The 12,725-nt window shown below is 46.6% G+C and carries 10 protein-coding genes; 1 reads left to right on the top strand and 9 read right to left on the bottom strand.

The genetic code is table 11. From position 1 onward, the window contains the following. Positions 1 to 116: 116 nt before the first annotated feature. The 5 genes from JK130_RS14210 to purM form a co-directional block, all read right to left on the bottom strand. On the bottom strand, positions 117 to 1,832 hold the full coding sequence (locus JK130_RS14210) for an AMP-binding protein (protein WP_218354986.1): 1,716 nt from the start codon (positions 1,830 to 1,832) through the stop codon (positions 117 to 119). A gap of 300 nt (positions 1,833 to 2,132) precedes the next feature. Next, the gene (fadE, locus tag JK130_RS14205) at positions 2,133 to 4,586 is read right to left on the bottom strand and encodes an acyl-CoA dehydrogenase FadE (RefSeq protein ID WP_218354985.1); all 2,454 of its coding nucleotides are present in this window, start codon (positions 4,584 to 4,586) and stop codon (positions 2,133 to 2,135) included. A 186-nt stretch (positions 4,587 to 4,772) separates the two neighbouring features. Further along, complete coding sequence (locus JK130_RS14200) at positions 4,773 to 5,510, bottom strand: DUF3108 domain-containing protein (RefSeq protein ID WP_246587812.1); 738 nt, start codon at positions 5,508 to 5,510, stop codon at positions 4,773 to 4,775. Beyond that, the gene (gene purN, locus JK130_RS14195; protein ID WP_218354984.1) at positions 5,473 to 6,120 is read right to left on the bottom strand and encodes a phosphoribosylglycinamide formyltransferase; all 648 of its coding nucleotides are present in this window, start codon (positions 6,118 to 6,120) and stop codon (positions 5,473 to 5,475) included. Before purN ends, JK130_RS14200 begins: the two co-directional genes overlap by 38 nt. A gap of 3 nt (positions 6,121 to 6,123) precedes the next feature. Continuing rightward, positions 6,124 to 7,161: a phosphoribosylformylglycinamidine cyclo-ligase gene (gene purM / locus JK130_RS14190; RefSeq protein WP_218354983.1), complete on the bottom strand. Its 1,038-nt coding sequence runs from the start codon at positions 7,159 to 7,161 to the stop codon at positions 6,124 to 6,126. Between the two features lie 354 nt (positions 7,162 to 7,515). Between purM and JK130_RS14185 the strand changes: the two genes are divergently transcribed. Beyond that, positions 7,516 to 8,673 carry a DUF2066 domain-containing protein gene (locus tag JK130_RS14185; RefSeq protein ID WP_218354982.1) on the top strand — a complete coding sequence of 386 codons (1,158 nt, stop codon included), beginning with the start codon at positions 7,516 to 7,518 and terminating at the stop codon, positions 8,671 to 8,673. Positions 8,674 to 9,405: 732 nt separating this feature from the next. Here the strand turns inward: JK130_RS14185 and JK130_RS14180 are convergent. The 4 genes from JK130_RS14180 to arsC are packed head-to-tail and all read right to left on the bottom strand — an operon-like array spanning position 9,406 to position 12,701. Next, positions 9,406 to 11,310, bottom strand: coding sequence for a hypothetical protein (locus JK130_RS14180; RefSeq protein ID WP_218354981.1), 1,905 nt, complete (start codon positions 11,308 to 11,310; stop codon positions 9,406 to 9,408). Between the two features lie 43 nt (positions 11,311 to 11,353). Then, positions 11,354 to 11,737 (bottom strand): DUF2069 domain-containing protein, encoded by a 384-nt coding sequence (locus tag JK130_RS14175; protein WP_218354990.1) that lies wholly within the window; start codon positions 11,735 to 11,737, stop codon positions 11,354 to 11,356. An 11-nt stretch (positions 11,738 to 11,748) separates the two neighbouring features. Then, complete coding sequence (gene wrbA, locus JK130_RS14170; RefSeq protein WP_218354980.1) at positions 11,749 to 12,348, bottom strand: NAD(P)H:quinone oxidoreductase; 600 nt, start codon at positions 12,346 to 12,348, stop codon at positions 11,749 to 11,751. Continuing rightward, positions 12,345 to 12,701 (bottom strand): arsenate reductase (glutaredoxin), encoded by a 357-nt coding sequence (gene arsC / locus JK130_RS14165; protein ID WP_218354979.1) that lies wholly within the window; start codon positions 12,699 to 12,701, stop codon positions 12,345 to 12,347. Before arsC ends, wrbA begins: the two co-directional genes overlap by 4 nt. Positions 12,702 to 12,725: the final 24 nt, after the last annotated feature.

The raw sequence follows: 12,725 nt of genomic DNA, 5'->3' as shown, positions 1-12,725 counted from the left end.
GAGTACCACCAACAGGCAGTTGATCTCTTCTCACCGTTTAACCATGAGTGGTGCACTTATTATCTGAATTCGGGCCTCATTATCAAATGGTAATGAGGAACATCAGGTGCTGCTTTTCAGGCAATCATAGCATCAGCTTCTAAATTTTTTATCATTTGCTCGCGCATTTTAAACTTCTGTAATTTCCCCGTGACCGTCATTGGGTACTCTGTTACCACACTTATATGTTTAGGTATTTTGAAGTAAGCAAGGTGGTCTTTTAAATAATCTCGAATGTTTGCTTCATTTATGGTCGCGCCATCTTTAAGCTTAAGCCACAGGCAAACCTGTTCACCATAGCGATTATCAGGGATACCAAATACTGCCGCATCGCTAACCTCATCGTGAAGATAAAGTACCTCTTCTATTTCACGAGGGTATATATTTTCACCGCCCCGGATAATCATATCTTTAATACGACCCACGATGGTGACATAGCCATGGCTGTCCATTACCCCTAAGTCACCGGAATGCAGCCATCCTTGTTCGTCTATGGTAGCTTTTGTTTTTTCTGCGTCGCCCCAGTAGCCTTGCATAACGCAATACCCGCGGGCGCAAATTTCTCCTGACTGGCCGACCGGCGCAATATTGCCTTGTTCATCGATAATTTTTACTTCGGTATGGTCCATTGCGCGACCCACCGTTTTGACTTGCTTTTCTATTTCAGAATCTGTTTCGGTGATATGATTAATGGGGCTACACTCAGTTTGTCCGTAACCAATTACCACTTCTTTCATATGAAAAAGTTCATGTACTTTTCTCATTAGCTCTTCCGGACAGGTACTGCCTGCCATCACTCCGGTACGTAAAGAGCTTAAATCAAATTTATCAAAATCTGGATGTTCCAGCTCGGCAATAAACATTGTGGGTACGCCATGCAGCCCGGTACACTTTTCTTCTTCAACGGTCTGCAATGTAGTCAGGGGATCAAACGCCGCGCCAGGAAATACCGCACACGCACCACTGACCATACATACCAGGTTACCTAACACCATGCCAAAGCAGTGATATAACGGAACAGGGATACACAGTCGATCGGTTTCGTCCATACGCATTGCTTTAGAGACAAACAATGCATTGTTGAGAATATTCTTATGGCTCAGCATTGCGCCTTTAGGATTCCCGGTGGTTCCCGAGGTAAACTGAATATTGATTGGCTGATCTGAGGTAAGCGAAGACTCTCGCTGCCGCATCTGTTCGTAGTGCGTATCTTTGGCCAGGGTCTGCAATTGTGAAAACGGCAGCATGCCAGTTAATGTTTCTTCACCAATACTGATCACACGGCTAATCGAAGGTAAACGGTTTAATTCAGATGAGTCCGCATCTTTGAGCGAAGGCATGAGTCCGTAAATCATCTCTACATAATTAGAGCCTCGAAACTCCTGAGCCATAACCAGGTACTTCACATCAACATTGGTAATGGCGAACGCCAGTTCTTCAGGACGGTATGCCGGATTAAGACAGACCATGATCGCACCAATTTTAGCGGTAGCCATCTGTACCAGGGCCCACTCAATATTATTGGGAGACCAGATTCCAATACGATCGCCTGGCTCTACACCCAGTGCCAGGAAGCCTGCTGCCACGCGCTCTATCTCCTGATGATACTGTTGATAGGTCCAGCGAATATTTTGATGTCGAACAACAATGGCTTCTTTATGAGGGTAACTGTCGACAATCTTAGCGAGATGCTGGCTAATAGTCGCTTCGCTGATAGATTTGTTGGTGGCCCCGCAATAAGAACTCATGGTTAAAGGAAATGATTGTTTTGTTGCTTGAGATTCGATTGGCATCTTGCCTCCTGACTAGCACAGCACTGCCGAGAAAGATTATTTCGATTGGTGCTTCACACTGTATGTACAGGGAAGTATCCGAAACAAAAGAAGCTTCACATTAAACCCATGTTAACAATCTAGCAACAAAGCATAGACTAAAGTCGTAGATGATGTGTCGACATGTTCAAAACCCTATACATTGCTTTTCATCATCGCCGCTGATAAAGCTATAAGCCAACGCTTGACTAAATAGTGCCGAATAAAAAAAACCTCGCAGGGTGCGAGGTTTTTCAGGTGGGACAATGTTAAAGCGAATGGTTACTTCAATTCAGGTTTTTTACGAGTTCGCTTTGGTTTACCGAGCACCAGCTCTTCATGATCAAAGTCATCTACGCTGATGGTTCGCATTCGACCCGCTTCAGTACGCTTGAGTAACTCGGCCTCTTCCTTGTCGATAATATCGTTCTCTAACGCTTCGTTGGCTAATGTATCCAGGTTCGTAAAGGGCAATTTAGCATTTTTACTTTTGCAGATACGGTTAAAGATAGTTTCACTGGCAATAACATCTTCCAGAGTTTGTTCTAAATCACCAAACAAACTGCCTTCTTCGCGGGTTAAATACTGACCCTGACCAAGCCGGCTGCGTGCGGGCGAGGGTGTTTGTAGTATACCGGCTATTTTATGTTCTAACCGGTCTGAGGGTTTTTCACACCGACGACCAAATGGCATTACAACGGCTTTTAATCCAAGCGCAATACCTTTTGAAGGAAAGTTTGCCAGAAAATCAAGAATGGCAGTTTCAATATCGTACAATGTTTGCTGAAGCGCCCAGTGCATAAACGGCGCATCTTCGGGTAAGCGACCTTCTTCATCAAATCGCTTAAGCGTAGCACTGGCCAGATAAATTCCACTTAAGACGTCACCTAATCGTGCAGACAACCGCTCGCGACGCTTCAGGTCACCGCCCAATACGCCCATAGATACGTCTGTCATAAACGCTAAGTTGGCACTGTATCCTTTTAATAGTTTGTAGTAGCGTGCGGTATCGTCAGCAAATGGCGCAGAACTAAACGCATTACTGGTTATGGCGAACCACAGGCTACGTACTTTGTTCGACATCGCAAAGCCGATGTGTCCAAATACCGCCTTGTCGAACGCCTCTAACTGTTCTTCACGGTCTTCCATTGCGGCTGCTTCGAGCTCTCTAAGTACAAATGGGTGACACCGCATTGCGCCCTGACCAAAAATCATCATATTGCGGGTAAGAATATTAGCCCCTTCCACAGTGATAGAGATTGGCGCACCTTCATAAGCCCGTCCCAAATAGTTATTGGGACCCAGCATGATGCCTTTACCACCGTGAATATCCATTGAGTCGTTGATTACCTGACGCATTTTTTCGGTCAGGTGATATTTACAAATAGCTGAGATAACCGAAGGTTTTTCACCCAGGTCCACCCCCACTGTAGATAAGCGTGTTACTGCATCCATCAGATAAGCATTGCCGCCAATGCGGGCGAGCATTTCCTCAACGCCTTCCATGTGCCCCACCGGAATGCGGAACTGGCGTCGAATGCGGGCGTAAGCACCGGTAGCCAGCGCACAGGTTTTAGCCCCACCTGCTGCGGTAGAGGGTAGGGTAATGCAACGACCTACTGACAGGCATTCCATCAGCATACGCCAGCCTTTCCCCGCCATTTGCTGACCGCCAATAATGTAACTCAGCGGAACAAAAATATCGTTTCCGCGAATAGGGCCATTCTGAAATGGTGTATTTAACGGAAAGTGACGGCGGCCAATATCAAGACCTTTGGTTTCACGAGGAATAAGAGCACAGGTGATGCCCAGATCGGCATTATCGCCCAGTAATCCTTCGGGATCCTGAAGTTTAAATGCTAAACCAATAACGGTTGCCACAGGAGCCAGAGTAATATACCGCTTGTCAAAGGTCAGGCGCATACCTAAAATTTCTTCGCCTTCCCACTCACCCTTGCACACTATACCTACATCAGGGATAGCGCCGGCATCAGAGCCTGCTTCAGGACCAGTTAGCGCAAAACAAGGTAATTCGCTACCATCAGCCAAGCGTGGCAGATAATAGTCTTGTTGTTCGGTAGTACCGTAATGTTGTAATAATTCGCCTGGGCCCAGCGAATTAGGAACGCCCACGGTGGAAGACAATACCGCACTACAGCCGGCAAGCTTCTGTAACACACGCGACTGCGCATAGGCTGAAAATTCCAGACCACCATATTGCTTTTTGATGATCATCGCGAAGAATTTATGTTCTTTTAAAAAGTCCCAGATTTCTGGAGGAAGGTCTGCGTCTTTGTGGTTTATCTGCCATTCATCAACCATATGACAAACGCGATCTACAGGCCCCTCTAAAAAGGCTTGTTCTTCTTCGCTTAGTCGGCCTTTAGGGATTCCGTGTAGTTTATCCCAGTCTGGATCACCACTGAAGATATCACCGTCCCACCATACAGAGCCGGCATCAATAGCCTCTTGCTCGGTGCGTGACATCTCAGGCATAACTTTTTTGTAAAAGGCCAGCAGCTTTTTTGTAATGTAGGGTTTTCGAATATCAGCTACCCCTAAAGGTATGGCAACAACCAGATACAATACCCAACCAAGCAGACCGATATCACCAAATAAGGTGCCAAGAATCATGATAGCGCCGGTAAGGGCGATAGTGCTCGTCAGCCCAATGCGCTTGTAGCTGGCAACACAGACTGCCAGTAAAATAATTAAAAACCAGACTAGCTCTGCCATTTCACACTCCCGATAAATTTGGCGGTAATGCTGGAAAAGGGTCGACAACAAGGGTTGAGGTCGAGGTCAGACCAGCTTAATTTAAAACTATATATTTATGCACAAAAGATCAAGCAAAAGGGACTTCAATACTGCTAAATATTGAAGCAAGAAATGTAATAGTTGGTTACTACGCACGCAATGGGACTAATGTAGTTCGAATTCAGATAACCGAATATCGCCTTGTTCATCGCCCTCTTTAAATTGTTGCAAACGTACCAGCTGATAATTTAATTTAGGCGCAAACCAGGCAAAGGTTTCCCGAGTTTTCGAGTCGCGTACCAGCTTTATTTTTATAGTGTTAAGCTGACCATAAGGCAGAGACAAGGTTTCGTTACCTAAAACAGAAATTCCGTAATGGCGTTTTTCACCTCGATAATTAATAAAGTCGTAATTCAGATCGTGATTACCAATCTTAAGCTGACGGGCAATATCAAGCCGATAAAGCTGATTGTCCAGTTCGCCATTCCATTCCAGGGTGTCGCCATTTTTAATCTGGACAGTCGGTGTTGGCTCGCTTTCAAATTTAAGACCGAGTTGTTTATCAGGACCCGTGCCCGTGCGCTTGTAATGATACTGAGATGGCACCAGCTGTTGATCTTCAATAAAGAAAATAGAGTGTTCGAAACGTTCATCAGACAAAAAAAACTTTGACACATCTGATGAGTACGTCAGCGAGTATTGATTTTCAGACAACGCTTCAAGCTGCATGGTCGCTTGACCGACATCATCACCCCATTTATAAGCAATGTAGGTTGCTTTAAAAGGTTGTGGAGCAGGCATCGGCTGCGCTGACACCGTTGCGCTTAGCGCCACCAATGCCAGTGCTACCGTAATTTTGCCGAATTTAATCGTTTGCATATCCCGTGGAAGGAATTGTTTCATGATCTAAAACTGCCTTGTTATTTTGCATACTCAGCCGACCTTCGCAGAACCATTTTATTACCAGAGGATAAATACTAAGTTCCTGTTCACGAACCCGCTCAGCCAAATCGGAGGCTGAATCGTTTTCAAAAACCGGCACCTTGGACTGTATAATTACGGGTCCGCCGTCTAACTCTGGGGTCACAAAATGAACGCTTACGCCATGTTCGGTGTCTTTGTTTTCCAATGCTCGGTTGTGGGTATTCAGCCCCTTGTATTTAGGCAGCAAAGACGGGTGGATATTTAACAGCTTTCCGGTATACCGGGTTACAAAGTCTGGTGTTAAAATGCGCATAAAGCCCGCCAGAATAATACACTCGGCACCACAGGCATCAATGGCTTCAGACAACGCTGCATCATAGGCCTCGCGTGATTCATACTGGCGATGGTCTAAAACGGTGGCATCAATACCCGCTGTTTTGGCTCGTTCTAAACCATAGGCATCAGGCTTGCTGGAGATAACATTGACGACCTTGCCATAAATTCGACCGGCCGCCACTGCATCAATTATTGCCTGCAAGTTTGAGCCGTTTCCAGAGATAAGTACGCAAATTTTTGTAGGCTGTATCATCGCTTAAACAATCTCAACCTGTTCGCCGTCACCACGTGCTTCTATATGGCCCAGCAACCAGGCATTTTCACCCTGTTCTTTAAGAACCGATAATGTCGTATCTACGTCGCTTTCGTCTACTACCAACACCAAACCTACACCACAATTGAAGGTACGATACATTTCGTGGTCGGTAATATTGCCATTATCTTGCAACCAGTTGAACACGGCCGGCCACTGCCAGCTTTTTTCTTCAATAACTACCTTAGCGGTATCCGGCAATACCCGGGGAATGTTTTCCCAGAACCCGCCGCCGGTAATGTGCGATATAGCGTGCACCCGGGTTTGTTCTAACAATTTAAGTACTGATTTAACATAGATGCGGGTAGGCGCCAGCAAGTGTGACTTTAACGACTTACCGTCCAGTTCATCATCTAAAGAAGCGTTACTGACTTCCAGTACTTTGCGCACTAACGAATAGCCATTAGAATGTGGGCCTGATGAGCCCAGCGCAATGAGCTTTTGTCCGGCGGCCACCGTAGTTCCGTCGATGACGTCGTCGGCTTCAACCACGCCAACACAAAAGCCGGCAATATCATAGTCGCCGCCATGGTACATGCCAGGCATTTCGGCGGTTTCGCCACCAATTAATGCACAACCTGCTTGTTCACACCCTTCACCAATACCGCTGACGACCGATACCGCAGTATCCACGTCTAATTTACCAGTGGCGTAATAATCCAGGAAAAATAGCGGCTCTGCGCCTTGCACAATAAGATCGTTCACGCACATTGCGACCAGGTCTATGCCAACGCCATGATGCTCGTTAGCATCCATCGCTAAACGCAGTTTGGTGCCTACACCATCGGTGCCTGATACTAACAAAGGGCGTTTGTATTTTGCGGGTAATTCACACAATGCGCCAAAACCGCCCAAACCCCCTTTAACTTCGGGCCGCTGCGTTTTTTTGGTTACCGATTTAATTCGGTCTACCAACTGATTGCCAGCATCGATATCTACGCCGGCGTCTTTGTAGCTTAAAGAGGTTTTGTTATCGCTCACAGTAATGCCCTGATGCAAAGGATGAAAAACGCGAATTCTATCAGCAACCGAGGGTAAGTCCAATGCTGTAAATTTGCCGCGTATTAATAGATTGTCGCAAGCCCTCATGGCCAAACCCCACGCTACCCGTTGAAAATACCAGCATTTAAGGGTTCACCCTAGCGGGTTCCTTGCATTTTAACTACAAATTAAAGGTGAAATATAACAGCGTATAGCTCACAATGAGACGCAAAGAACGTACTATTTTGTAAAACACAGTCAGGCTTGTTCATGTACATCAACTTATCTGTTCGTCATTATTTTTCATCTTTGTGCTGCGGCTTACTGATCTTATTATTCAGTTTAAGCGGATACGTGCACGCAAGTTCTTTGGTAGAGCCTGACACGGCAAAAGTGGCGGTGGCGGACCATAGCGCCAAAGCTCGTTCGCAAGCTCAAAAAGAAGCATTAAGGCAGGTGTTTATTAAGATGAGCGGCACCCCCTCGGTATTGTCTAATGAGCAGGTTCGCCGTGCGGTAAACAATGCCTCTGATTATTTAGTCGCCTATCGTTACAGTCAGCCGCAAGACACACTTTTTTATAATGCCTCTTTTGCCAAGGAGGCATTAGATGCCATTTTACGCCAGGAGCAGTTGCCCCGTTGGGGCACCCGAAGACCCGATACCTTATTCTGGCTAGCGGTAGAACAACAAAACCAGCGGTGGATTTTACGTGAAAATCAGCCCGAACCATTAGGTGTTGCTTTAAATGAGGCGGCAGCTCGAAGAGGCATTCCGGTGGCATTACCTCTGATGGATTTAACCGACAATACAAATATCGGCATTTCTGATGTATGGGGGCAGTTTGGACGTGTTTTACGTAAAGCATCGTCTCGATACACTCCGGATTTTATTCTCAGTGCCCGTTTATTTGAAAAAGGCTCATCAGCAGAAACGCAGGGTTTATCGACCGAACAAAAACTGGAACAGGCATTGGCAGCCAGTAATCTGATGTTTGAAACTCAGGCCGAAAATAACGACGAGACGAATAACACAGACGCCTCTGCAGCGGATGACATAACGCACACAATGCCGAAACTACACGGTGAGGGACAATATACCCTTGAGTGGGTTTTACTTGAAAATGGCGCAAGTCAATATGGAACCATAAGGGCCGATAGTCCTCAAGCATCAGTCACCCAATTGATGGAGCAATACGCAGATTATCTGGCAAAGCGCTTTTCCGTGCGTTTTAATAAAGAGGGAACATCAGATAACGCTCTTATTGTCTCGGTCGCTAACCTGGACAGCCTGACACACTATGTGCACGCCCAAGAGTTTCTCAGCCAACTCAGTGTTGTAGATTCTGCGGTATTAACAAAGCAAAACGGTTCCGTGGCCACTTTTTCTTTGCAATTAATGGGCAACCGAAATGACTTTTTCAACGCACTGTCATTTGAATCAAAGCTGCGGCCGGTAACTGATTCATTTGGTCAGGCTTTGGAAGGAAATAACTTTTATTGGAACGAATAGACCCGCAGCTGCAGTGGTCGGTATCAATATTGGTTGAAGCAGCCTTTAGCAGTGTTGTGGCCGCCAACACTAAGCCGTTAGCTGATACGATGTTGCAGACATGTAGCAGGGCTTTGGGCTGGCGCTGACACACGTTGTTAGTGGCGGTTAGCTGGCCAATGTTGTGGACATACTGATATGTAGTATGGCAATACCGACAGAAAAGTTATTGGCATCGGGTTATCTGCCTTCGTGGGCCATCGCCTGGCTGAACAACGCTGTTTACTGTGGGTCTTAATTTCACTGCTGTTTCTGCTCAAAATACCTGTGTAACTGAAAGACTTAAAAGTTTTAAGGTTGGCAATAGACAATATGCACGCTATTGCGGCCAATACGGTACGACAAAGAGGCTGTGTTTCTCCGGGTTAATGGATCACTAAAATACCCCGGTGCTGTGTTTATGGTTATCTTCCGTGTGGTCACCATCAATCCGAATTTACGTTCCAAGGTCTAGGTTCAAAATTGCTCTGGGGTATTGCATCCCGGCTTCGTTCATTAACTGACAATCAGCGAAGACAGACTTTAGAGCCGGGCGTCCATCACCCAGGTTTGAAATTTCGCTGGCGGTTTTGCGCTACTAACTTACCCCTTGCCAACGTTTTTAAAGAACTGATGCGGTAGTCTGAGCTACTTGTCGCTCGCGGCAAAAGCAAAAATAACCTTGGCGCCAGGTAAGCAAAAAGCAGGCGTAAGTTAATGCGTTACAGGTAACCGCATTGTTCGTTCAAAATGGTCTGGGTGGGTTACGCGTAACGTATTTTTATGTTTAGGTACCGCGTTTTGCTCGATGGTCTGGACCCCCGGACTCAATGTGGTAAACCAGTCATCACCGGCACTAAATAAGATAGGTTGGGGCATAGCATTTTGCGCTGACGCGGTCGCCAGCTCTGGTAAAACCTGTTGTACCACAAACGCCGCTCGAGCCTGAATATGGGCTGCATTGATTCGGTTTCGCTGGGCCCAGCTCACCGGGAAATTACCGTCTTTTATCGCGTCGTTGTCAAACAAGGCAATATCAGCATCTACCTGCAATCGATGCAACATCATAAACCGTTCGAACAGGGTTGCAAAATCTTCTTGAGGGGTAAAGTACGAATACATCGATACCGCACTGTCTTCGGCAAACATGTAAGCGACATCTAATGCAGAGAATTGTTTTTGTTCCAGGGTGGCTTCAGCGCCGCCATAAGTTACCTGGGCTAAATTTACCAAAGACTCAGACGTGAGCGTGTAGATTTGCTCTAGTGTTGCCGAGACAGGTAAGTGACGATTGGCATAAGACAACGGACTGTCAGAAAGCGTAAGCTCAGCCCAGCTTGTGGGTGGGAAAAAATCATTTGCATGAGCTAATTCGTGGTAAAGCAGCCAGCTGAGGGCCGCATTGACCTGCTGCTGTGTTCGCGATCGTCTGTCAGACTCTGGTAAGCCGGGCTGAGGAAAGTAAAGCTCGTTACTTTGAACATAACGCCAGCTGCTACGATATTGCAGCTCATCACCAAAGCGGGTGCGGTAGTCTGGCGCCCGGTCTAACGTATCGCGCTGAGCCGCGCTACGCCACAGTTTATTTGCATCTAAATAAATAGCGCCGGTGGCGCTCCAGTAAAATGACGGCCTTATATCATAGGCTATCACCACGCCGGTGGTCGCCCGTAATAGCTGCAAAATATCGGCGCGGGCAGGCGAAGTAAGTAAAAATTGTTTGAATGCATCGCCCATCCAGTCATGAGATACCAAAGTGCGTTGTAGAATTGTATCGACAGAAGGGGCGGGATGGTCTTGTCCGATAAGTGGCAAGGTTGCAAATTTGCATGACTGGGAAATCTGACTATTGTACAAACACTGCAAAATTGCTTCCTGATATGGCCCTGGTTTATAAGCATGCATCAAATCAGTGGGGTAAATATCGTTACCTGCAAAAAATCCCTGCGTGGCCTCAGGTGTATCTTTAACCACAATAAAAGCACTATCGTGCTGGGTTAAACCTGACTCATTTTCAACAGTGGCTTGAATTTCGAGCAGGGTATCATTTGCCACCGAGGGGGCCTGAAAATATACCGTATCGCCTGGTGTGTCAGTAAACTCAGACTGGATGAGCTGCGTGTCAGGTCCCCGTGTCACTTCCCAGCGGATATTATCTATTGATTCGTCAGACTCAATGGTCGCCTTTAAAGATACTCGTCCTAATTCAACCGCCTGATGGCTCAATCGTATCTGTACAAACGAATTCTGAGACGCCTCCACCGTGAGCTTTTGATTCACCGTATGGCTACGGCCGGCGGTATCTGTCGCGGTCACGCTAAACGCATATTCTCCGGGAGCTGGGGCATCAAAGCCGATCGCCTGAGAGGTGGGCGCCAGAAGCTCAATAAGGCTGCTGTTAAAATGCCAGCGGACTGATTTGATGGTTTGGCCACTATCGGGCATCACCGCCAAAGATACCGTGTCGTTTTCGTTTACCGACAATTTGCCGTAAAGACTCAGTGATAGAGGTGTAGAGTCCGGCGTTTCAGACGGCTGCGACGGCGAGACGGGAGCTGAACTATCGTCACTGCCACAGGCACTTAATAGTGCAATACATACAATCGGCAGCCACTTCATAATAGAAATACCTTTTACAATGAGTCCACAAGCGTTGTAAGACTCAATTTTTTGACTTTTTTTTCAGACCTAGACCTAATTCTCGACCGCGCAACCGGGCAAACATACTGCACCCGATAAACATGGCAGATGCCAGCACAATTTCAACTATAGCATAACCACGTTCGTTGGCGACGGCGTAGGCTACGGTGATTCCGTGTATAAGATAAAACAAAGTTATAAAATTTGCCCATGCATGGGTATAAGGTTTTGCCTGAATCATACCTTTTAAGGGAAGCAGTAAGGGCAGCGCGTAAATAAGAATAATAAATAGCGCTGAATAGGGATGCGTAGTACTTAACCAAACCTGCCAAAAAACCACCCAAAATAGTAGTAACCCATAACTTATTAATGCCAGCCAACGCAGTTTTGATGTGGTTGGCGACATGGGTTGATGATTCATTGGCTGGGATCCTGTAATAACTTTCGGGCAATTAGCGCCAGGCGCTTGCCCTGAGCCTGCGCCAAATCATTTTCATGGGAACTCAGTGTATTAACGTTATTGCCGGCAACATGAGTAGCGCCATAGGGTGTGCCGCCGGTAGTAGTTTCATGCAGACCAGGTTCGCTGTAGGGCAGGCCGCAGGCAAGCATGCCGTGGTGTAATAACGGTAACATCATACTTAGCAAGGTAGACTCCTGGCCTCCATGCATACTGCTGGTTGAGGTAAACACACAACAAGGTTTATCGATAAGATGACCTTTGAGCCAGCTGTCGCTGGTGCTGTCGATAAAGGCTTTAAGGGGCGCTGCCATATTTCCAAAGCGGGTAGGGCTGCCCAGCGCCAAACCACTGCATTCTTGCAGATCCCTGGTACTGACAAACGGGGGGCCATCGTCGGGAACCGTTTGAATTTCATGGCTTTGATAATCGCGAATAGGTGGAACAGTACGCACCCGTGCGCGGCAGCCGGCGCTTTCAATACCACTGGCAATTGCTTGTGCCAGCTTTGCTGTACTGCCATGGCGGCTATAATACAACACGAGAATATCAATCATTTGAATAACTCCATCACCGCTTCAGGAGGACGGCCAATACGCGCATTGTTATCTTTTATAACAATAGGGCGCTCTATTAGCTTTGGATACTTCGCTATTGCCTGTAAACCTTGTGGAGTATCAAGATGCTTTTTATCAAGGCCAGCTTGAGTAAATTCTGCTTCTTTAGGCCGCATCATATCCAGTATGTTGTCGTAGCCTAATTTGTTAAAAACAGCTTCGAGCTCCCTTTCGTTCAATGGGTGTTTTAAATATTCGATGATTTGGGGTTCGATGCCATTTTCTTGCAGCAACTGTAATGTTTGACGACTTTTACTGCAGCGTGGGTTGTGTAAAATCTGAACATCGGTCATAGTTTCATCCCATTACCAAATTAA

The organism is Alteromonas lipotrueiana, from assembly GCF_019249245.1.
Taxonomy (GTDB): Bacteria; Pseudomonadota; Gammaproteobacteria; order Enterobacterales; family Alteromonadaceae; genus Alteromonas; species Alteromonas lipotrueiana.
Note: the sequence above shows the minus strand (reverse complement) of the source record. Positions and strands in the feature narration are given on the sequence as shown.